Source organism: Flavobacterium sp. Arc3 (assembly GCF_041431375.1).
Lineage (GTDB): Bacteria > Bacteroidota > Bacteroidia > Flavobacteriales > Flavobacteriaceae > Flavobacterium.
Genome location: NZ_JASMRI010000017.1, coordinates 1 through 21,677, shown reverse-complemented (window position 1 = coordinate 21,677; position 21,677 = coordinate 1). Strand labels below are relative to the sequence as shown.

General features: G+C 33.8%; 19 protein-coding genes. 10 read left to right on the top strand and 9 right to left on the bottom strand.

Annotated elements, in window-relative coordinates; genetic code table 11:
- The first annotated feature begins 50 nt into the window (after nt 1-50).
- The 6 genes from QO200_RS12910 to QO200_RS12885 are packed head-to-tail and all read left to right on the top strand — an operon-like array spanning nt 51 to nt 6,156.
- On the top strand, nt 51-596 hold the full coding sequence (locus tag QO200_RS12910) for an NADH-quinone oxidoreductase subunit I (protein WP_074723987.1): 546 nt from the start codon (nt 51-53) through the stop codon (nt 594-596).
- Nucleotides 596-1,108: an NADH-quinone oxidoreductase subunit J gene (locus tag QO200_RS12905; RefSeq protein WP_091085098.1), complete on the top strand. Its 513-nt coding sequence runs from the start codon at nt 596-598 to the stop codon at nt 1,106-1,108. The genes QO200_RS12910 and QO200_RS12905 overlap by 1 nt, the downstream gene beginning before the upstream one ends.
- 1 nt (nt 1,109) lies before the next feature.
- Nucleotides 1,110-1,430: an NADH-quinone oxidoreductase subunit NuoK gene (gene nuoK, locus QO200_RS12900; RefSeq protein WP_074723985.1), complete on the top strand. Its 321-nt coding sequence runs from the start codon at nt 1,110-1,112 to the stop codon at nt 1,428-1,430.
- Nucleotides 1,431-1,436: 6 nt separating this feature from the next.
- On the top strand, nt 1,437-3,320 hold the full coding sequence (nuoL, locus tag QO200_RS12895) for an NADH-quinone oxidoreductase subunit L (protein WP_371540863.1): 1,884 nt from the start codon (nt 1,437-1,439) through the stop codon (nt 3,318-3,320).
- A gap of 9 nt (nt 3,321-3,329) precedes the next feature.
- A complete protein-coding gene (locus tag QO200_RS12890) occupies nt 3,330-4,772 on the top strand; it encodes a NuoM family protein (RefSeq protein WP_371540861.1) in 1,443 nt (480 codons plus the stop codon).
- Nucleotides 4,773-4,785: 13 nt separating this feature from the next.
- The gene (locus QO200_RS12885) at nt 4,786-6,156 is read left to right on the top strand and encodes an NADH-quinone oxidoreductase subunit N (RefSeq protein WP_371540859.1); all 1,371 of its coding nucleotides are present in this window, start codon (nt 4,786-4,788) and stop codon (nt 6,154-6,156) included.
- Between the two features lie 185 nt (nt 6,157-6,341).
- Here QO200_RS12885 and QO200_RS12880 read toward each other — a convergent pair whose 3' ends face one another.
- On the bottom strand, nt 6,342-6,989 hold the full coding sequence (locus tag QO200_RS12880; protein ID WP_371540857.1) for a hypothetical protein: 648 nt from the start codon (nt 6,987-6,989) through the stop codon (nt 6,342-6,344).
- 550 nt (nt 6,990-7,539) lie between these two features.
- Entirely contained in the window at nt 7,540-8,301 is a 762-nt protein-coding gene (locus QO200_RS12875) for an NUDIX hydrolase (RefSeq protein ID WP_371540855.1), read from the bottom strand.
- 326 nt (nt 8,302-8,627) lie between these two features.
- Here QO200_RS12875 and QO200_RS12870 point away from each other — a divergent pair, with 326 nt between their 5' ends.
- Nucleotides 8,628-10,112 carry a mannitol dehydrogenase family protein gene (locus QO200_RS12870; protein ID WP_371540853.1) on the top strand — a complete coding sequence of 495 codons (1,485 nt, stop codon included), beginning with the start codon at nt 8,628-8,630 and terminating at the stop codon, nt 10,110-10,112.
- A gap of 114 nt (nt 10,113-10,226) precedes the next feature.
- Here the strand turns inward: QO200_RS12870 and QO200_RS12865 are convergent, their stop codons facing one another.
- Genes QO200_RS12865 through QO200_RS12840 form a run of 6 tightly spaced genes read right to left on the bottom strand, consistent with a single transcriptional unit; the run spans nt 10,227 to nt 17,141 of the window.
- Nucleotides 10,227-11,117 (bottom strand): carbohydrate kinase, encoded by an 891-nt coding sequence (locus QO200_RS12865; protein WP_371540851.1) that lies wholly within the window; start codon nt 11,115-11,117, stop codon nt 10,227-10,229.
- Complete coding sequence (locus QO200_RS12860; RefSeq protein ID WP_371540849.1) at nt 11,117-12,613, bottom strand: mannitol dehydrogenase family protein; 1,497 nt, start codon at nt 12,611-12,613, stop codon at nt 11,117-11,119. The genes QO200_RS12865 and QO200_RS12860 overlap by 1 nt, the downstream gene beginning before the upstream one ends.
- 3 nt (nt 12,614-12,616) lie before the next feature.
- The gene (locus QO200_RS12855) at nt 12,617-13,591 is read right to left on the bottom strand and encodes an ABC transporter permease (RefSeq protein ID WP_371540848.1); all 975 of its coding nucleotides are present in this window, start codon (nt 13,589-13,591) and stop codon (nt 12,617-12,619) included.
- A 17-nt stretch (nt 13,592-13,608) separates the two neighbouring features.
- On the bottom strand, nt 13,609-15,126 hold the full coding sequence (locus tag QO200_RS12850; RefSeq protein ID WP_371540846.1) for a sugar ABC transporter ATP-binding protein: 1,518 nt from the start codon (nt 15,124-15,126) through the stop codon (nt 13,609-13,611).
- A gap of 19 nt (nt 15,127-15,145) precedes the next feature.
- The gene (locus QO200_RS12845; RefSeq protein ID WP_371540844.1) at nt 15,146-16,195 is read right to left on the bottom strand and encodes a substrate-binding domain-containing protein; all 1,050 of its coding nucleotides are present in this window, start codon (nt 16,193-16,195) and stop codon (nt 15,146-15,148) included.
- Between the two features lie 49 nt (nt 16,196-16,244).
- Nucleotides 16,245-17,141 (bottom strand): hypothetical protein, encoded by an 897-nt coding sequence (locus QO200_RS12840; RefSeq protein WP_371540843.1) that lies wholly within the window; start codon nt 17,139-17,141, stop codon nt 16,245-16,247.
- 504 nt (nt 17,142-17,645) lie between these two features.
- Here QO200_RS12840 and QO200_RS12835 point away from each other — a divergent pair.
- Nucleotides 17,646-18,362 carry a DsbA family protein gene (locus QO200_RS12835; protein ID WP_371540841.1) on the top strand — a complete coding sequence of 239 codons (717 nt, stop codon included), beginning with the start codon at nt 17,646-17,648 and terminating at the stop codon, nt 18,360-18,362.
- Between the two features lie 399 nt (nt 18,363-18,761).
- Nucleotides 18,762-19,754 (top strand): Gfo/Idh/MocA family protein, encoded by a 993-nt coding sequence (locus QO200_RS12830; RefSeq protein ID WP_371540840.1) that lies wholly within the window; start codon nt 18,762-18,764, stop codon nt 19,752-19,754.
- Between the two features lie 58 nt (nt 19,755-19,812).
- Here the strand turns inward: QO200_RS12830 and QO200_RS12825 are convergent, their stop codons facing one another.
- Complete coding sequence (locus QO200_RS12825) at nt 19,813-20,403, bottom strand: hypothetical protein (protein WP_371540838.1); 591 nt, start codon at nt 20,401-20,403, stop codon at nt 19,813-19,815.
- A gap of 633 nt (nt 20,404-21,036) precedes the next feature.
- Here QO200_RS12825 and QO200_RS12820 point away from each other — a divergent pair.
- Nucleotides 21,037-21,603 carry a cupin domain-containing protein gene (locus tag QO200_RS12820; RefSeq protein WP_371540836.1) on the top strand — a complete coding sequence of 189 codons (567 nt, stop codon included), beginning with the start codon at nt 21,037-21,039 and terminating at the stop codon, nt 21,601-21,603.
- Nucleotides 21,604-21,677 lie beyond the last annotated feature (74 nt).

The following is a 21,677-nucleotide window of genomic DNA, read 5'->3' as shown; positions in this document are numbered from 1 at the left end:
TTTTGCGTGGATTGTAACGGATAGCGGGAATAGCTTCAAAAAAATAAAAAATGTCAATAGAAACCATATCCTTATCTGGAAGAAAAAAAGTAGTCTCTAACAAAGAGATGTCTTTTTTGGAAAAAATGTATCTACTTGCGATTGTCAAAGGAATGATAATCACGATTAAGCATTTATTTACAAGAAAAGTCACCATTCAATATCCTGAACAGGTACGTGAAATGAGTCCGGTTTACCGTGGTCAGCACCAATTGAAACGTGACGAACAAGGTAGAGAAAATTGTACTGCTTGTGGATTATGTGCTTTGTCATGTCCTGCAGAAGCGATAACAATGAAAGCGGAAGAACGCAAGCCAGAGGAAAAACATTTGTATAGAGAAGAGAAATATGCTTCGATATATGAAATCAATATGTTGCGTTGTATTTTTTGTGGATTGTGTGAAGAAGCGTGTCCAAAAGACGCCATCTACTTGACAACCTCAAAAACACTAGTTGCTTCCAGTTATGACAGAGAAGATTTCATTTATGGAAAAGATAAATTAGTCATGCCTTTAGATATCGCAATGCAAAATGCACAACTTAAAAACGCTAACTAATGTCAACTATACTAATTATCTTTTGTGTTTTAGCAGCTGTCTCTATTGCTACAGCTTTTTTGGCAATCTTTAGCAGAAATCCTATTCACAGTGCTTTATGGCTTGTAATTTGTTTTTTCTCAATTGCAGGACATTATCTATTACTTAACTCTCAATTTCTAGCCATTGTTCACATCATTGTCTACTCTGGAGCGATTATGATTCTATTCTTATTCACCATCATGTTGATGAACCTGAATAAAGAAAATGAAGTTCATAAACCTAGAATTACACGATTAGGAGCAATTGTTTCTTTTTGCTTAATCTGTATCGTTTTGATTTTGGTTTTCATCAACTCTAAACCTATCGTTGGAGAATACATCACTACTGGAGAGGATTACCAATCTATCAAAGTATTGGGTAAAGTCTTATTGAATGAGTATATGGTTCCGTTTGAATTTGCATCTATATTGCTTTTAGTAGCAATGATTGGAACGGTTTTATTGTCTAAAAAAGAAAAAACAGAGAAATAACATGAACAATATTTTAAATGAAATAGGCATCGAAAACTACATTTTCCTTTCTACGATACTTTTTTGTATTGGGGTATTTGGAGTTTTATACAGACGAAATGCAATTATCGTATTTATGTCTATCGAAATTATGCTGAATGCAGTCAATCTTTTGTTTGTTGCATTTTCTACGTATCACCAAGATGCCCAGGGACAAATTTTCGTCTTTTTCTCTATGGCTGTAGCTGCTGCCGAAGTTGCTGTAGGTTTAGCTATTCTAGTTTCTATATTTAGGAATTTAGGCTCAATTGACATCAATAATTTAAAAAACTTAAAAGGATAAATTATAATGAATACGAATTTAGCTTTACTCTTATTATTAGCTCCTTTTTTAGGATTTTTATTTAATGTTTTCTTTGGAAAAAGTATCGGAAAAACAGCTTCTGGAGTTATTGGAACCCTTGCTGTTTTTACTTCCTTTTTGGCTTCAGCTTATTTCTTCGGAGTAATTGTTGCAAATCCTGAGGGGATTCAAATTTCGCTTTTCGATTGGATTCAAATCAGCAACTTTAAAGTAGATTTTGGTTTTCTATTAGACCAATTATCGATCTTATGGCTGCTTTTTGTTACTGGAATTGGTGCACTGATACATATGTACTCTATCAGCTATATGCATGATGACGAGAACATGCATAAGTACTTTGCTTATCTGAATCTATTTATCTTCTTTATGATTACTTTGGTAATAGGAAGTAACTTATTAGTGCTATTCATCGGTTGGGAAGGCGTTGGTCTTTGTTCTTACCTACTAATTGGATTTTGGCATAAAAACCAAGAATTCAACGATGCTGCTAAAAAAGCGTTCATCATGAATAGAATTGGAGATTTAGGTTTACTAATTGGAATCTTCATCATAGGATCATTATTTTCTACTTTAGATTATGCTACATTAAAAACAGCAATTACTGGCGCTACAGATTTAAACATGTATTGGATCTCTGCTGCTGCTTTTGCTCTATTCATTGGAGCTTGTGGAAAGTCAGCACAAATTCCATTATATACTTGGTTACCTGATGCGATGGCAGGTCCAACACCGGTTTCAGCTTTAATACATGCTGCAACGATGGTAACTGCGGGTATCTTTATGATTACGAGATTAAATTACATATTTGATCTAGCTCCCGAAGTACAAAACATAATCGCCATTGTAGGTGCTGTTACTTCTCTTGTAGCTGCAACGATCGCTTTGGTTCAAACCGACATTAAAAAAGTGCTCGCTTACTCTACCGTTTCTCAATTAGGATTGATGTTCTTGGCTTTAGGACTTGGTGCTTATGAAGTAGCCGTTTTCCACGTAATTACACATGCTTTTTTCAAAGCTTCTTTGTTCCTAGGTTCTGGATCAGTTATTCATGCTTTACACGGAGAACAAGACATGCGTAAAATGGGTGGATTGAAAAAAGTAATGAAAATCACATTTATTACCTTCTTAATATCTTCATTAGCAATATCAGGAATACCTCCTTTTTCTGGGTTCTTCTCTAAAGATGAAATCTTGATGGTGGCTTTTGAGCACAACAAAATACTTTGGTTCATCGCTTCATTAGCATCTTTAATGACCGCTTTCTATATGTTTAGATTGTTATACCTTACTTTCTTCAAAGAATTCAGAGGTACCGCAGAACAAAAAAGTCATTTACATGAAAGTCCAGCTTTGATTACATTCCCTTTAATTGTTTTGGCAATTTTAGCAACAATAGGTGGATTGATTAGTTTACCAACTAATAGCTGGCTGAACGAATACTTAGCGCCTCTATTTACAAAAGTAGCAACAGAAGAACACCACTTTGGAACTTCAGAATATATGTTGATGCTAGTTGCTGTTATTGGTGGACTAGTAGGTATTGGAATTGCTTATGCCAAATACATCAAACAAAATCAAGTTCCTGCTGAAGATGCAGCTATTACAGGTTTTACAAAAGTGTTATACAATAAATATTATGTAGATGAAATCTATGACTTTTTATTCGTGAAATCAATCAATGGCTTGTCAAGATTCTTTAGAGATAATGTGGAAACCACCTTGACCTCTCTAGTTTTTGGATTAGGAAAAGTAACCAATGAAATAGGGTTTCAAGGAAAAAAATTACAAAGCGGAAGTATTGGTTTTTATCTTTTTGCTTTTGTTTTAGGCATGTGTGCCATTGTAACCTATTTATTTTTAGTTCAATAATTTTATACTATGAATGTATCTATACTGTTAATTATACTTTTTGTTGGCGCCTTTGCAACGTATTTGGCTGGTGACAAACTGGCTTCAAAAGTAGCATTGTTCTTTTCCCTAGCATCTCTAGGATGTGCAATTGTATTGTTAAATCAATTTAATGCTGGCGAAAACATTAGTGTTATCCACCAATGGATCAACCAACCTAACATTTCATTTGCACTTCAAGCAGATGGTTTATCAATCGCAATGCTTCTATTGACATTAGCATTGACACCTATCATTATATTTTCTTCTTTTGAGAATGAATATAAAAATGCAAAAGCATTTTATGCTCTGATTCTTTTTATGGCTTTTGCCATGGTAGGAACGTTCTTAGCTTCTGATGGTCTTTTATATTACATCTTCTGGGAACTATCTTTAATCCCTATTTATTTCATTGCCTTAATTTGGGGTAACGGTGATGCTGAAGAACGTAAAAAAGCGGTAATAAAATTCTTCATCTACACACTAGCTGGGTCTTTATTTATGCTAATTGCATTTGTTTATTTATACCAACAAGCGGGAAGCTTTTTACTAGAAGATTTATACAAATTAAATTTATCAGCAACAGAACAATTGTGGATATTCTTGGCCTTTTTCTTAGCTTACGCTATTAAAATCCCACTTATTCCTTTCCATACTTGGCAAGCAAGCGTATATCAAAAAGCACCTGCAGTAGGAACGATGTTGCTTTCAGGGATTATGCTGAAAATGGGATTGTACAGTATTATTCGCTGGCAATTACCTATTGCTCCACTTGCCGCAAAAGAATACATGTATATCTTCATAAGCCTTGGAATTGCTGGAGTAATCTATGGTTCAATTGTTGCTTTGAGACAAAAAGACTTAAAGAAATTACTAGCTTACTCTTCATTAGCTCACGTTGGACTAATTGCAGCAGGTACTTATACATTGACAATTGACGGATTACGCGGTGCAGTTTTACAAATGATTGCTCACGGATTTGTAGTAGTTGGATTATTTTTTATCTCTGAAATCATATTTAGGAGATATGAAACTCGAAACATCTCTGAAATGGGTGGTATTCGTTCGCAATCACCAAAATTTGCTTCGATGTTCTTACTTCTGGTATTAGCGTCTGTTGCGCTTCCTACTACTTTCAACTTTGTTGGGGAATTCACGGTATTATACAGTCTTTCACAAATAAATGTATGGTTTGCCTTTTTAGGAGGAACAACTATCATCTTGGGAGCTTACTACATGTTGAAAATGTACCAACAAGTGATGCTTGGAGAAACAAATACAAAAGTATTTGCCGATGTTACTTTTAAAGAAGGATTTGCTTTGGTTGCTATCATAGCAGTTTTATTCTTTTTTGGGATGTATCCAAAACCAATTACAGACTTAATCACACCAAGTTTGGAAAATATTTTAACTCATATTAATAGAATTAACTAGTCAAATAAAAAAAATGAATACATTAATAGCTATAATAGGATTAGGTGTTTTATGCCTTTTATTTGAAATTTTCGATCTAAGAAAAGCCATTGTTCCCATAACAATTATTGGGTTACTTGCCATTCTAGGCCTTGATATCTCAGAATTTAATTCTCCTGAAGCCTACTACAACAACATGATTATTGTGAGTAAATTTTCTACTGCATTCAGTGGTCTGTTTATCATCCTAACCATTTTCTTAGTGGCCTTGAGTCATAAATTCTATGAGCATCACCAAACTAAAATCTCAGATTTTATTGCCATAAAAGTATTTTTATTGGCAGGAACAGTTGCCATGGTTTCTTTTGGAAACTTAGCGATGTTCTTTTTAGGAATCGAAGTATTATCTATTGCCCTATACATTTTGGCGGCAAGCAATAGATTAAGTATAAAAAGTAATGAGGCGGGTTTAAAGTATTTCTTAATGGGATCTTTTGCTTCGGGAATTATCCTTTTTGGTATCTGTCTAATATACGGAGCGATGGGAAGTTTTGATGTTATTGAAATTAGCGAATTATCGCAATCTGCCGAATTGCCTGTTTGGTTCCCAATTGGAATTGTACTGGTTACTATCGGAATGTTTTTCAAAATTGCAGCTGTACCATTTCATTTTTGGGCACCTGATGTTTATGAAGGATCTCCTACCTTGACCACTGCTTTAATGAGCACATTGGCAAAAGTTGTGGCTATCGCCACATTATTTAAATTGCTAACGATTATGCATGCGGACATTTCGCCTTCATTCCAATTAGTTATTGTTATCATATCTATGGCTTCCATGACCGTAGGAAACATAATGGCATTAAGACAAGTAAACGTAAAACGAATACTAGCATTTTCTGGGATATCCCACGCTGGTTTTATGTTAATGACTTTACTAAGTACTACAAATGCTGCTGGGACATTATTGTATTACACCTCAGCTTATGCATTGGCAGGAATCGCAGCCTTTAGTGTAATTATATATGTTTGTAAAAACAACGAAAACGAAGACATCGTTAACTTCCACGGATTAGGAAAAACCAACCCTTTATTAGCGGCTATCTTAACTGCTTCACTATTATCTATGGCGGGAATTCCAATTTTTGCAGGTTTCTTTGCCAAATTGTTTTTATTCAATAACATGCTGCAAGCAGGTTTTCTTGCTTTAGTTATAGTTGCTGTAATCAATTCAATTATAAGCGTAGGATACTACTTTAAAGTGATCATAGCGATGTATACAAAAGAGCCTAATCAAGAAAGAACAGGAACTCCTTTTGTTATTTACGCAGTCGCGGTTATAGCGATTGTCTTGAATATAGCGCTAGGTTTGTATCCATCATTCGTTTTAGATCTACTAGCATAAACTTTATTTAAAATTATACAAGAAACCGTCAAGAATAATTTTGACGGTTTTTTTGTGTCTAAACTTTACGACCATAATCAATTCGCTAGCTTCTAATATCCATTTGACATCTCAGTCTATACAAAACAAAAATCCCGCTGATACAAATACCAGCGGGACTTTTTAAACCAATAATGTACAACAAACTAATTTCTTTTTACGATTCTAACATCTACAGTAGTTGCTACTCTATTATCACGTTGTACAACTTTCGTATCATTAGCTCTATAATCACGGTCGTTTGAGTTCCTGTCACTTCCATATTCATAATCATTATCTTGGTTATGTGCATACCCTCTACCGCCTTTTACAGACCCATAAGTGTCAACAACTTGACCTCTTCGGTTATAGATAATCTCTAAGCCTCCTACTCGTTCCAAAGCAAAACGATTGTATGACATCTGAACAGAACCTATTCGTCTTATTCTATCATTTGAATCAAAATTGATTGAAACATTTCCGATTCGTGTCACATTCCCCCTTCTATCGTATTCCACTTTTACACCGTAATTATCTCTATGAGAAGAAGCAACGTTACCATAGTTTTTATTTCCATTTCCTCTCTTATATGGTTTAAAAGATTTATCTCGGGCTGAAGAACGGGTATTAAAATCAAATTGACCATCGGCAAATACATAGAACTCAATTCCACCTTCTGTGAAAACAACCGGTTCCGCATTTCTAAAATCTACAGCAACTCTTCTCTCACTAGACAAGTTATTTTTTTCTGTTGCATTTGCTACACCACCTCCCATTAAAAGGATACTAGCTACTAAAAAGGTAATTTTTTTCATGATAATTATATTTTGTGTTTTGCCTACTCTTGAGCTTTTCGGCTTACGCTATCTCATTGTTATTTGAAATGAGATATTCAAGTAGTGTGCCAAAATTTAGAATTACCATTTTACAGTTATAGCACAGATCTAGTTTTTTAATTTGTAAAACACTTAAATACAATAATATAAACCACCGTTTACTTGCCGAAAAATAATTTACAGCTAGCCAATATTAACTTTGTTTTAATATAATTACTCTTCGACAAATTCTGTTTTCTTCTGCTTTTGACGACCATTAACTGAAAAAGAAGAGTCGTTTTCTACTAGTTTCATACTTCCCGCAACTACAAATCCACCAAAACAAAACTTCGGTCTCTTATCTAATTTCGATAAAACAAGGCCCGTTAAATTTGCAAATACAAACAACTATTTACTAAAAAGAGTATATTAGAAATAACCAAAAATTATAAGACAATTAGAAAATGTACCAAAAATGTAAAAGCTCCGTAAATTATCCTTAAGAAAATAGATTTACCCAAAAAAAAGCTGCGATTGGGGTTTAGCGTGCTTAAATAAAAAGTTTAACGATCAAGACTAATATCGTACTTACTATATAATCTTTCTCAACAACTTTGTCATATACATCTTTACTAAACATGTATAATTTAGAAGGTTTTTTAGAAATGCCTACTTTTCGTTTGTCTTCTAAAGGAACGATGTAGGGTTTACTGATTGTTTTTTTTCTGAAATTTCGATTATCTAACTCGATATTAAGCAAAATCTCAAAGGCTATTTGAAGTTCATTTAACGTAAATTTTACTGGAACCAAATCAAACATGATAGGTTCTGTCATAATTTTACTTTTTAAATCTTCATATGCATCATTAATAATCAATTGGTGATCAAAACCAACTTCAGGAAGCGATTTAACAGGAAACCATTTAAAATCACTATCCGCACCAATTAGAATATTCTCTTTGGGCAACGTCAAATAATACACTACTGTAATAGTTCTAGCCTCTCCGCCTTGGCTCCTAACCCACAATAAATCTTTGTCTGATTGAACACGTTTCTGATTACCGTAGGTTCTAAACTGTTTTTTGTTAGTGAAACTTTTCTGTGTAACATCCTTTAAAACCCGATCTGCAGACTGCCCTAAATTATTACTCTTAAAAACGTTTTCACCTGGCAAGATCCAATCATCGATTACCGGGTAGTTTTTGTTGTATAAGTTTAAACTACGTTTTTGGAGTAATACACTAAGACTATCTGACCCTAAACCAAAAATTACACAATCGACCGATAAGTTACTTATTTTTCTAAAGTCCATAATTTGATATTGGATTTGCCATCTATTCGCACATTACACAAATATAGCTGTTTTAATTTTTTTATTGGATAATAAATCATTAATCAAGAGTAAAAATCACTCTCTTTTTGAATACTCAATACCTATTAGTAACAAGAAATACACTTCACATTTTCGCAGCCTTATCACCCAATATCCATATGTAATAATGCACATTTAGTATTAACAGTTATTCCCTTGCACTGTATTAAATATCAGACGAAGACATCAACTTAGAATGCCTAATTTCAAATATAATTACGTATTTTTAACGTTTTTAAATTCACTTTTATAGCGTACCAAATACTATGGCAAAATCTTATTATCTTAATGCAGAAAACTTAAGTTCGTTGCCTAAAGATGTTTCCATTCCTTCGTATGATAGGACTCAAATTAAAACTAGTATTTTACACATAGGAGTGAGTAATTTTCATCGCTCACATCAAGCGTATTATATTCACGAGCTAATTGACAAATACAAGGAACTTAACTATGGTATTTGCGGCGTCGACCTATTAGATTCCGACCGTAAAATTTATAATATTTTAAAAGATCAAGACGGACTTTATACTCTTTACACCAAAGAACTTAATGGAAGTCATAAAGCCAAAATAATTGGTTCAATAGTGGAATATTTTTTTGGTCCCGAAAACCCATTAGCTGTTATTGAAAAAATGGCAAATCCAGACATCAAAATAATATCCTTGACTATTGCAGAAGATGGATATCACCTAAATGAGATAACGGGAGAATTTGACATCAATCATCCCGCAGTAATGGAGGATATTAAAAATCCTTTTAGTCCAAAAACAGTTTTTGGTTATCTAACTCAAGCTTTCAAATTAAGAAAACTAAGAAACCTACCGGGTTGTACCGTGCTTTCCTGTGACAATATTAAGTCTAATGGAGATTCCATAAAACAATCACTCTTTAATTATGTGAATAAAACAGAACCTGATCTAGTAGATTGGATTTCAAAAAACACTAGTTTTCCAAATACCATGGTGGACAGAATTACACCAATTACCAATTCTACAGACGTCCAAACGCTTAAAGAAGACTTCTTTATCGATGACCAATGGCCAGTTGTTTGCGAATCTTTTTCGCAATGGGTGATTGAAGATAAATTCATACATGAAAAGCCTACATGGGATAAAGTGGGCGTACAATATACGGATAACATTGGACCATTTGAAAATCTAAAACTTCGATTACTGAATGCCAGCCATACCATACTAGGGATTCTAGGCACTTTACATGGCTATAAGACAGTGCATGAAGCTGCTAACGACTCAGATTTTATGTTTTTTCTAAAAACATTTTTGGATAATGAAGTGACGCCAACACTGACCGATTCAAACAAAGAAAACATAGAGAACTATAAAAACAATTTGTTTTCCCGTTTCCAAAATCCCCATATCAATGACCAATTGTTCCGTATTTGCCAGCAAAGTTCGGCTAAGATTCCCTTATTCATTCTGCCGACAGTCAAATACCAATTACAAAACGGAAAGAACGTTAAAGAAGCTGCTTTTATCATTGCAGCATGGGCAAAATACAATGACGGCGTAGATGATAACGATATGCCTTATGACATTATCGACTCCATGAGTGGCAGACTTATTAGAACGGCGGCACTTTCTATCCAAAACCCACTTAAATTTCTTGAAATCAAATCCGTTTTTGATGACCTGATTGAAAATGAAACTTTCACTTCTTATTACTTAGACGCATTTACTCAACTACGAGAAAATAAAGTAAAGGAATGCATCCAAAATTGGAATGCTAACTAATTTTCAAAAGTAATATCTCATAACAAACGGTGGTAAATAAAAAAGCTTCATGACTCACATCATGAAGCTCTAGTACAAATAAAATCCAGTTCAAGTTAAAAAAAATATATTCCTTTACGAATGTGTTTTACCCATCAAGTCATTAATTGCCGTTTCCTCAATCTTTGGGTTAGCACCTTGGTGACTGGCTACTAATGCACCCATCGCACAAGCGTAATCTATAGACTCTTGCGGGTCTGATTTTTTTACTAATTTATTGATAAGAGTTGCTAAAAAAGAATCCCCAGCCCCTACTGTATCTGCAACAGTAATCTTGTATCCCGGATTAGAATAAAAATCACCTTCAAAATACAAAATAGCACCTTCACTTCCTCTAGTCACACAAATGCAATCTGTATTGGTTTTTTGAGCAATAAACAAAATGGTTTCTTCTAATGTTTTATCTTCTGTTCCTAATAATCCAGCGATCTCAATAATTTCGTCGTCATTAAACTTTACAAAATTTGCTTCATTCATTAAGTGCGATAAAACATCAATCGTATAGTAAGGCGCACGTAAATTCACATCAAAAATTTTATATTTTGCTAATTTCAATAGCTCATATAATGTCTCCTTAGATGTTGTCTCTCTGCATGCTAAACTTCCATAAATAAAAATATCAGCGGCTTTGGTAACTTCTATTGCAACATCAGTCATTTCGATTTTGTCCCAAGCGCGCGGTTGCATTATCTCATAAGAAGCAGACCCTTTATCATCTAAGGTCACATTGACTTCACCTGTTTTAAATTTAGAGTCAATTTGGATTCCTTTAGTCTCCACATTATTCTCTTTTAAAAAGGCTATTACTTGGTCTCCTATTTTATCAGTTCCAATTCTACTGATAACAGCCACCTCATTTTGCATAGATTCTAATCTAACAGCAACATTGAGCGGTGCTCCGCCAATCTTTTTATGAGTAGGAAATACATCCCACAATACTTCACCAAAACAGCTTGCTTTTATCATTATTTCTTAATTGAAAAATTACTATTCATCTCCAATATACATTTCTCTACACCAAAAGTTACGATATTTTGATAGGCTTTCGCGAAAGCGTCACTAAAAATCTCCGATTGACTTAAGTTTCCAAAAACAGCTTCCACTTCTAAAAATACTTTTGGATCTTCTTTTGCTAATTTGGCTTTTGCCAAAAGTGTTTCCTGCAAAGCATCTTTAATATTAATCGCTTCATTTTTTTCATTGAAACCTAAACTATAAATTGCCCATGCAGCCACAACAAAAGCAGCATGTTCAATTGCTTTATTCGCTTTTAATTGCTCTTGTACAGTTGGCAAGATGAATTTTGGAATCTTTGCTGAAGTCTCAGAACAGATTCTGTCAATTTGATCCTTGATATAAATATTACTGAAACGGTTTATAAGTGTTTGTTTGTATGCCGTTAAATCCATTCCATCTAAATCACGAAGAATAGGCGTTACCTCAACATCTAAATAGTCAGCTAAGAAAGTTCCAATCGCTGGATCACTAATAGCCTCGTCAATTGTTGAATAACCCATTAAACTACCGAGAATGCCCACAACGGAATGTCCTGCGTTTAGTAAACCCAATTTCATCTTTTCAAATGGAGCTACATTTTTTACAAATTGAACGCCGACAGCCTCCAAATTTGGTCTTCCTGCTATAAACTTATCCTCGATTACCCATTGTTGAAAAGATTCACAAACCACAGGCCATTGGTCTTCTATTCCTGAAACTTCACTAAGTTCAGCAATATCAGCAGGCATTGTAGCAGGCGTAATACGGTCAACCATACTGTTAGGAAAAGATACATTTGCAGCAATCCATTCTAATAAATCAGGTTGCGCAAATTCTACATAAGACAAAAGCATTTTCTTTGCCACGTCTCCATTTCCTTCAATATTATCACAAGATAAAATGGTAACAGCACCACTATTACTTTCTTTACGAAGTTTTAAAGCTTGGGTCAAATATCCAAAAATAGTTATTGGAGCATCGGCATTTTTACTATCGTGTATAATTTGAGGATTGCCAAAATTGAAGGCACCAGTCGCTTCGTTCAAATTATAACCGCCTTCAGTAATGGTAAGGCTTATAATTTTAACTTCAGGATTTGCCATTTTTTCAATCACCGCTTTTGGACTATCCGGAGCAAATAAATATTCAGTAATAGACCCAATAACTCTTTTAGTTAAAGTTCCATCAAGCTCTTTAACTACTAGTGTATATAGACCATCCTGATCTTTAAGCGTATTATATATTTTTTGATCGTAAGACAACAAAGCCACTCCGCAAATACCCCAATTTGCATTAGACTCATCGTGTAACAATTGGTCTAAATACATGGCCTCATGCGCTCTATGAAACCCACCAACACCTACGTGCACGAAGCCTGTCTTAATATTTTCTCGGTTGTAATTGGGTACAGCGACCCTATCAGCAAGTTCTTTTAAACTCCTGTTGTTTAATTTAATATGTTTCATGATTTATTGTTTTTTGCCTTCGAATTTTTGAAATAATACTGCTAGAATGATAATACCTCCCTTAACCACTTGCTGTGGATAAGATGGCACATTTAATAAGTTTAAGATATTCCCTATTAATCCTAAGATAAGCACACCCATTAACGTATTGATTGCTGTTCCTTTACCTCCATTTAAGCTAGCACCACCAATAACTACTGCAGCAATAGCATCTAATTCCCAAGAAACTCCCATGTTAGGAGATCCTAAATTTGTTCTCGAAGCAGTAATAATCGCCGCAATTGCAGCCAAAGAACCTGATATGGCATATACTAAAAATTTGTATTTATTGACTTTAATCCCTGATAAACGAGAAGCTTCTTCGTTGCTTCCCATCGCGATAACTAACCTTCCAAAAACATTGTACTTTAACATTACAGATGTGATTGCCACGATAATAAAAAATACGATGGCAATATTTGGAACCCCAAGTGTTGATTTATTTGCAAAGTCAGACATGAATGTCCCTCCAGCTGAATTAAATGTAACAGGTGAACCTTTAGAATAAATAAATCCTAAACCTCTAGCGATTGTCATTAAAGCTAAAGTGGCTATAAACGGAGCAATTTTTTGATAAGCGACTAAATAACCCGAGAAACTACCTAGAGCAAAACCAAGTAGAACAGTTAATAGTATTGCAAAAGGCAATAAAACTGTATTAACCAAGATAGCAAAGGTAACCGCCAGTAAAGCTACTAACGAACCTACAGAAAGGTCAATTCCGCCTGTTAAGATTACGATTAACATCCCAATACTAATAATTCCTATTCCAGCAACTTGTTTTAATAAATTAGAAAGATTGGTTTCTGTAAAAAACACATCTGAAATTAATGCTGAAAAAATCATTAATAACACAAATATTACAATCGTGTTGTGCTTGATCAAAAACTTTAATATTCCACCAGGAGTACTAAGTTGCTCTTTTATAGTCGTATTCATTGTTTTATATTTAAAATTTAATTTTTTAATTCTTCACCAATAGAATATCTTAAAATATTTTCTTCTGAGAATTTATCTTTAGGTAATTCACCAAATATTCTTCCTTTGTGCATCACTAAAATTCGGTCTGCGATTCCCATAATTTCTGGCATATCTGAAGAAATTACGATAACAGCTACCCCTTTTTTTGCCACTTCATTTATAAGGTTATAAATTTCAACTTTGGCACCAACATCAACTCCTCTAGTAGGTTCGTCAATAATAATCAATTTACTATCGATACTTAACCACTTTGCAAGTGCTACTTTTTGTTGATTACCTCCAGATAAATTTTTAACATCAACCTCAGAACTTGGAGTTTTTATATTTAGTTTTTCTATTAAACCAAGAACATTATTATATTCCTTTTCATTATTTATAAAACCTAGTTTACTTGAAATAGGACTAAAACTAGTAATACTTATATTTTTTCTAATTGAAAGCGGTAAAAACACCCCTTCTTCTTTTCGGTCTTCAGACACAAATCCTATTTCGTGTTTTACAGCTTCAACAGGCGTTTTTATAGTAATCACTTTTCCGTTTAAGATAAGTGTTCCCGATCTCTTTTTATCGGCACCAAAGATTAGCTTCGCCATCTCGGTTCTTCCACTTCCTCCTAAACCGGCAACACCTAATACTTCTCCCGCTCGTACTGAAAAAGACACATCTTTTACAAAGCCATCAATCCCAGTAAGATTTTTTACTTCAAAAATGGGATCCTCACTTATTGTAGAAGTTCTTGCAGGAAACAAATCGTCTAATTCTCTACCAATCATTAAACGAATAACACCGTCTTTATCAATGTCTTTAGTTGCCATGCTACCAGTATCAATACCATCTTTAAGGACAGTAATAGTATCGGCTATTTTAAATATTTCTTCTAAATGATGCGAAATATAAATGATAGACATACCTCCTTTTTTTAATCGGATAAGGTTTTCAAATAATTTCTTCGCATCATTTGGGTCAAAAACGGTAGTAGGTTCGTCCAAGATCAATACTTTAGTATCTTCTGATAAAGCTTTAGCAATTTCCACTACTTGCTTTTGAACAATACTTAAATCTCTCACCTTGGCCGAAGCATCGATAACAAAACCCAAAGAATCAATTAATTCCTGAGCATCTTTGGTTATTTTTTTCCAATTCATCCAAAACTTACTTGCCCCTAATTTGTGCAAGTAGATATTTTCGGCTACTGATAAATCATTAACTAAAGATAATTCCTGGTATACAACACTAATTCCTAATACCTGACCTTCATGCGTATTTTTAGGATTTATTTCTTTACCATTAAGCAATACCGTACCACTATCTTTTTGATGTACGCCGCTAAGAATTTTAACTAATGTTGATTTTCCCGCGCCATTTTCGCCAAGTAAAGCATGAATTTCCCCATGCTTTACTTTTAAATCAACACCTTCAAGAACAGAAACAACACCAAAACTTTTGGTTATTCCGCTGACTTCAAGTCGGTATTCACTTTCTGAATTTCCCATTTAATTTAGTTTTATAATATTAAAACAATGCTTTTGGATTGTAATATTGTGCAGCATTTTCTTTAGTAATCAATAATGGCGCTGTATAAGATTTTTTAGCAAAATCTCTTTTACCATTAATATATTGAATTGCAGCTTCAACCGCATTTTTTCCAATTTGAACAGGACTATTCATAGCAGTACAACCGTAGAAATCAGTATCCATAATGTATTTGATTGCTTCTTTTTGACCATCGGCACCTGCAACAATTAAGATGTCGTTTGTTTTTCCAGCCTGAGCAATCGCTTTAATAGCACCCAATACGCAAACATCAGATTCTGTAATTACAACATTCACATCTGGATGAGCAACTAATATATCTTCCATAGCTTTCAAACCACCAGCATATGTCCACTCTGTGTACATTTGTGTTACCACATTAAGATCAATATATCCTAAACTTCTTAATTGCTCCTCAGTAATACCCTGTAAAAGTCCTTGTTTACGAGTTAGTCCAACAGGATTTCCTGCATTCCCACTCAATAAAGCAATTTTCATTTTTTTAGAACCAAACTTTTTAGCAACCCATTCTCCAGCTAATTGTCCGTTAGCTAAGTTATCAGATTGAATTGTAGTCACAAATTCAGCTGAAGGATCTATAGAACTATCGATGATGAATACTGGAATATTAGCAGCTTTAGCCACTTTAGTAACCGCAACTAATGCCATAGGATCTTTTGGGTTCAATAATAAAGCGTCAACACCTTTAGTGATCAAATCTTCGACAGCAGCAATTTGCTTATTGATATCTCCTTGACCGTCAGCAGATAAAAACTCCATTCCGTTACCCTCGGTATTTTCTTTGATACTTGTTAAAAGTGCTTGATAATAAGGAGCGTCTAGTGATGGAGTACAATATCCTATTTTCATCCCTTTTAAATCCTTTGCACTTTCAATTTTAGTAATCTCTGCATTACTGGATTTAATTTCCTTTGTTGCATCTTTACCTTTATCGATACAGCTAGCTAAACTAACCGTTATGGCCATTACTAATAATGGTTTAATTGATTTCTTTAAAAAATTTTTCATGGTTTTTTTGTTTTTGTAATCGTTAATAAATTTAAAAAAATAAGTGCTGTTAAAATATTCTTAGATCAACCTGCAAAACTGCTTTTTCCTTTTCGGGATTCCACATTGCAGTAACCTCAACTGGTAATACAAAACCAGCCGCTTTTATTTTTCTTGAATAAACCGCACCTACATTAATGATATTTCCTTTGCCTTCAGTATAGAATGTTTTATCAGTGATAAAAGACCAAGCACCACCAGCAAATAAACTCAGGCTATTGTTATCCTGCTCCCATACTTTACTTTTTACTTCAAAATAATGTGTGTAGGAATCCTTCAATGTCCCGTTTGCTTGCACCTCATAATCACCAGATCTTCCAGCAATTATAGTCGCTAAATACAATGAAGTACTCTTAGTAACCTGATAACCAAAGTTTAAATCTACAAAATTATATCCTTGTGTTTTATCGTAACTCCAATAATGTAATTTATCCCCTCTTTCCTCAACACCAGTATAGTTGTTATGAGAAACCGCTTCAATGAAAAATTTATCAGTAATATGGTAAGAAGTATAAATAGACAACTCTTTGTAACTCGCATTGATTTGCTCTCCATTGTAATTTGTTGTAGTAGTCGCCGAAAAACCAGCTCCACCCCAAAGACCAAAAGTGAATTTCTTATTTCTAGAATTGTATTCTAAATTAGTAGCAAGCATAGGGGCTGGCGTTACTACAAATCCATGCCATGTATGCATGTTCTTTAAATGCAGTCCTATATTGAATGATTTGTATTCATCCTCAACCATAGAAGTTTTTTGAGTGTCCTCTTTTTTCCCCTCCTGCGCTTGAACAGCACTATGCGAGAGAAATAAACCTACAGTTAAAAGTTTAAAAATTAATTTGCCATTAGGTTTAAATTGCCCCGCTAAAAAAGTAGCGCTTTTCGATTTTAACATTAATAATTTCATATTTGATATTTTTGGCTCGGCTTGTTTTTATAAAACGTATTATTTACGTTTATTTAAAACAAAGATATAATTATATTTGACATATCTAAAAATATTTTACTTTATAAAAACAGTAAATGCAATTAAATAGACTCTTTTATATTATTTTACCACGTAATATATGGTATTAACAAGAATACTTTATTACGTAAAAAATACGTCTTATAAATTATAAAAGTAAGAAAAATCAACTATTACGATATCGCTACACGTAAAAAAAAAGATTTTTTTTATGTTAAAAAAAGCTCCAACAGCTAATAAAACCATAGTACAACTAGACCAATTATTATCGATTTTAACCTCAATAATCGAACTCTCCCCCTATTCATTTTCCAAAAATCTATAACGAGATGAATCCCCTATTCCGCAAACGCTATTCAGAAATACAAATCCCAATAAAATCATAAACCCAATTACAAATCATTTATTTATTACTAAATTTGTATATACAAATATTAAATAAAGATGGAAAATAAATTAAAAGTACAAATCTGGTCGGATATTATGTGTCCTTATTGTTATATAGGAAAAAGAAGAATTGAAGGAGCTTTAGCAGAGTTTCCTCATGCAGCTAATGTAGAAATTGAATGGAAAAGTTTCCAACTCGATGCTAGCTTTGTTGCATCTGAAGATGACAATATGGTCGAGCATCTAGCCGAAAAATACCGCAAAGACAAAGAATGGGCTCAAGAAATGATGGATAGCATGACTCAAAATGCTAAAAACGCAGGATTGGACTTTCATTTTGAAAAAGCTATTATGGCTAATTCTTTCAATGCACACCGACTTTTACACTTGGCAAAAAAATACTACAAGTCAAATGAATTAGAAGAATTATTGTTTAAAGCCTACCTTACAGATGGCGAGAATGTAGACGACATTAAGACTTTGACTAATCTAGGTACCCTTGTTGGACTTGATGCAACAGAAATCAACACCGTATTACATTCAGATGAGTACGGAACTGCAGTAAAAGAAGATATCGAAATGGCACAGAAAATAGGAGTTCAAGGGGTTCCTTTCTTTGTTTTCGACAATAAATATGCAGTTTCTGGCGCTCAGCATGTTGAAACATTCGTAAAAACACTGGAAAAAGTGTGGGAAGAAGGTGATTTCGATTCAAAAGTGACCTTAATAGAGACAAATGACGGAAACAGCTGCGGCATTGATGGTTGCGACTAAACATTCGATACAAATCAAAACTCAAATTCTTAAACATCGCTAAAAGTGGGTATTGCACAACCTCATTCTTCTTTGTTTCTTTATTAGAATACAGTTCATTATCAATAATTCAGTGTTTTAAAGATCATTTACGAAACGAAAAAGAGACTCAAAAAGGATAAGAAGCTGCAACAAAATACAACACAAACAAAGCGGCACACTTTTACATCGGTGGTTTTTTCTTAATTACCACTAGCCTATCAGTATTAGCATTGTTGTTAAAGCTGTATGTAGAATAAGTTGAAAAGAATATAGATCAAAAAAAAAAATAAAAGAGACTGTTTCAAAATAAACTTGAAACAGTCTCTTTTTCTTATTTTAGCCTTTATATAAACGCTAAGAGAAACAAAAAAGAACTGAATGTCAAATTCAAATAAAGAAACAACTATTGTTCGCTGGGGAATACTAGGCTGTGGTAATGTAACCGATAAGAAAAGTGGACCCGCATATCAAAAAACAGCTGGTTTTGAGATAGCAGCAGTAATGAGAAGAGACAAGGACAAAGCGGCCGATTACGCCAAAAGACATGGTATAAAAAAATATTATACTGACGCCGATAAGCTAATTAACGACCCTGAAATTGACGCCATTTATATCGCTACTCCCCCAGACACCCACAAACTATATGGTCTAAAAGTAGCCGAAGCAGGTAAAATATGCTGTATCGAAAAACCATTATCCCCCAGTTACGAAGACAGCAATGCGATATACGAAGCCTTTCGAGAAAAAGACCTTCCGTTATTTGTTGCTTATTATAGAAGAACTTTACCTCGTTTTGAGCAAGTAAAAAATTGGCTAGAAACTAACAGTATCGGTGAAGTCAGACATATCAGCTGGCATTTTAGCAGACCAGCCTCTGAGCAGGATTTATCAAGAATCTACAATTGGCGCACTGATGCGAAAGTAGCAACCGCAGGCTATTTTGATGATTTAGCAAGTCATGGCCTTGACCTATTCAATCACCTACTAGGAGACATTCAAGAAGTTTCAGGGAATAGTCTTAATCAACAAGGACTGTATTCAGCTAACGATGCGACTACAGCATGCTGGATTCACGAGAAGGGAATAACAGGAACAGGAAGCTGGAACTTTGGCTGTTTCACGAGAGAGGACAAGGTTTCCATCTACGGAAGTAAAGGTAAAATTGAATTTTCCATTTTTAACGACGAAAATATAATCCTTTCAAATGAAGATGGAAAAACATCACTCTTTATCGCACACCCAGAAAACGTACAATTCTACCATGTAAAAGCAATGAAAGAACAACTATCAGAAAACACTATGCATCCTTCAAATGGAAAAACAGCAACACATACCAGCTGGGTAATGGATCAAATTACAAATAATAGATAACAAAAAAAAACAGCTCAAAAAATTGAGCTGTTTACTACTTAAAAAAACAAACTATTTATTATTTAGCCGAAACCGTTTTAACCATGATACCATCAGCATAAGAGACAACAAACGTATACTTGTCACGCGGAAACATTTTAATGTCAAAAAACTTACCTACATATTGCTCGTTAGTGGTCATACTGTACATTTCAGCTCCACCCTCATTGTAGATTTTAACAGTAACAGGCTCTTCCTTAGAATTTAAAACACTTAACGAAACCACACCATTATTGTTCACAAGCATAGGTTTATAAACTACTGACTCTGCTGTTTGTTCCAAAGTAGCCGTTTCTCCAACAACAGCTATTTTATACCTAGCTATTTTTATATCAGATTCTGCTTCTAAGAAATAAGTCCCTTCAGGTAAATTGTTCAGATCATATGTTCTGTTAATACTTCCTTTTGACTTAATACTTTCTGAATGAATCAGTTCTTTATTTGCATCATAAATAGACAATTCAACATTATCCATTTTATCTAAAGCAAAAATTACCGTCTTTCCTTCTCCTTTTTTCACATTTAGTGAAAAGTCTACCTCTGCAGCTTGTACATTCATAGCTGTTAATACTACTAACAATACCAAACCAAATTTTAAGATCTTTTTCATAATTAAAGTTTTTAGATTTATAATCCTTTTAACTATTACAAATCTACAGCATCCATTTCGTTGAATATAATGCAGGTTTTTCACGATTATACGGTATTTTACCTTTTACGAAAACGATAAAGCACACTATTTTTGAATATTTCGCAATAATCTTATTTTTGCAAAATCGGATAAAAAATGAAGATTCCTATTTTTAACCTGCTTTTTAAACACATTTGACAATTAATACGGAATTGCTTTTTCAATCTGAAAAATTAAACTAAATAACACAATTTTACCTTACCAAGAACCGCAACTAAAACCACTAACGCTAGGAAATGCAACATTTGATAAAAACGCTTTTTATTTCTTAAAAAAAAATGCAGCGTTATTACAGACAATTATATACTATTTAAACAAACATTTTACCTCCATTATAAGGACAAGTACAAAACAGTTATGATTTGCTGTACCGCTAATACCTCAAAAGAGCAACGTTTGTATTATAACTCATAAACTACAGCAAGCGCATTACGCATTATGCATCATTTTTACACTTTACCGTTATTTTATCACTAACGAAATCGATAAAGGTTAAATACATTAACAAATTCGCAATGTTTCTTATCTTTGCATAAAAATAAATCAAAACAAATGAGACCTATAATACCTAACCTAAAAATTATAGTTCCTTCCTTTGGGAGTTCATTTTCTATATCAAATCACGAAAAAAGCAATAACAGTCACAACAATCAGTGGCACTACCATCCAGAAATTGAATTAGTATACATTAGTACTGGCTCAGGTAAGCGACAAGTAGGCAATCACCTTTCTTATTTTCATGATGGTGACCTTATATTAATAGGTAGCAATTTACCACACTGCGGTTTTAATAGTGAAGAGACCGATCATTCAAGAGAAACAGTTATCCAAATGAAGCCCGACTTTCTGGGCGACCATTTTTTTGATATTGCAGAAATGGTTAACATCAAAAACCTCTTTAATAAAGCAAAACAAGGGATTCTGTTTGGCGACCGTATTAAAAAAACTGTTGGACCTCAGATCGAAGCACTATCCACTTTGGATCCTTTAGCACGTTTGCTTGGTATACTCACTATTCTTAATGAACTAGAACTATCTAATGACAGCACCATCTTAAATGCAGAAGAGTTTACAATTGAAACACAAATGAAAGACAATGACCGAATGAGTCTAGTTTAGGATCAAGTCTAAATGTTGTGGGGAAATATATAAATAACGACTTTTGCAATTATAAAATATGTCTCAATGCAAGA

What these genes read in the sequence shown, in the direction of transcription:
- QO200_RS12910 (WP_074723987.1), top strand. Translation starts at nt 51, where the DNA reads ATGTCAATAGAAACCATATCCTTATCTGGAAGAAAAAAAGTAGTCTCT.
- QO200_RS12905 (WP_091085098.1), top strand. Translation starts at nt 596, where the DNA reads ATGTCAACTATACTAATTATCTTTTGTGTTTTAGCAGCTGTCTCTATT.
- nuoK (WP_074723985.1), top strand. Translation starts at nt 1,110, where the DNA reads ATGAACAATATTTTAAATGAAATAGGCATCGAAAACTACATTTTCCTT.
- nuoL (WP_371540863.1), top strand. Translation starts at nt 1,437, where the DNA reads ATGAATACGAATTTAGCTTTACTCTTATTATTAGCTCCTTTTTTAGGA.
- QO200_RS12890 (WP_371540861.1), top strand. Translation starts at nt 3,330, where the DNA reads ATGAATGTATCTATACTGTTAATTATACTTTTTGTTGGCGCCTTTGCA.
- QO200_RS12885 (WP_371540859.1), top strand. Translation starts at nt 4,786, where the DNA reads ATGAATACATTAATAGCTATAATAGGATTAGGTGTTTTATGCCTTTTA.
- QO200_RS12880 (WP_371540857.1), bottom strand. Translation starts at nt 6,989, where the DNA reads ATGAAAAAAATTACCTTTTTAGTAGCTAGTATCCTTTTAATGGGAGGT.
- QO200_RS12875 (WP_371540855.1), bottom strand. Translation starts at nt 8,301, where the DNA reads ATGGACTTTAGAAAAATAAGTAACTTATCGGTCGATTGTGTAATTTTT.
- QO200_RS12870 (WP_371540853.1), top strand. Translation starts at nt 8,628, where the DNA reads ATGGCAAAATCTTATTATCTTAATGCAGAAAACTTAAGTTCGTTGCCT.
- QO200_RS12865 (WP_371540851.1), bottom strand. Translation starts at nt 11,117, where the DNA reads ATGATAAAAGCAAGCTGTTTTGGTGAAGTATTGTGGGATGTATTTCCT.
- QO200_RS12860 (WP_371540849.1), bottom strand. Translation starts at nt 12,613, where the DNA reads ATGAAACATATTAAATTAAACAACAGGAGTTTAAAAGAACTTGCTGAT.
- QO200_RS12855 (WP_371540848.1), bottom strand. Translation starts at nt 13,591, where the DNA reads ATGAATACGACTATAAAAGAGCAACTTAGTACTCCTGGTGGAATATTA.
- QO200_RS12850 (WP_371540846.1), bottom strand. Translation starts at nt 15,126, where the DNA reads ATGGGAAATTCAGAAAGTGAATACCGACTTGAAGTCAGCGGAATAACC.
- QO200_RS12845 (WP_371540844.1), bottom strand. Translation starts at nt 16,195, where the DNA reads ATGAAAAATTTTTTAAAGAAATCAATTAAACCATTATTAGTAATGGCC.
- QO200_RS12840 (WP_371540843.1), bottom strand. Translation starts at nt 17,141, where the DNA reads ATGAAATTATTAATGTTAAAATCGAAAAGCGCTACTTTTTTAGCGGGG.
- QO200_RS12835 (WP_371540841.1), top strand. Translation starts at nt 17,646, where the DNA reads ATGGAAAATAAATTAAAAGTACAAATCTGGTCGGATATTATGTGTCCT.
- QO200_RS12830 (WP_371540840.1), top strand. Translation starts at nt 18,762, where the DNA reads ATGTCAAATTCAAATAAAGAAACAACTATTGTTCGCTGGGGAATACTA.
- QO200_RS12825 (WP_371540838.1), bottom strand. Translation starts at nt 20,403, where the DNA reads ATGAAAAAGATCTTAAAATTTGGTTTGGTATTGTTAGTAGTATTAACA.
- QO200_RS12820 (WP_371540836.1), top strand. Translation starts at nt 21,037, where the DNA reads ATGAGACCTATAATACCTAACCTAAAAATTATAGTTCCTTCCTTTGGG.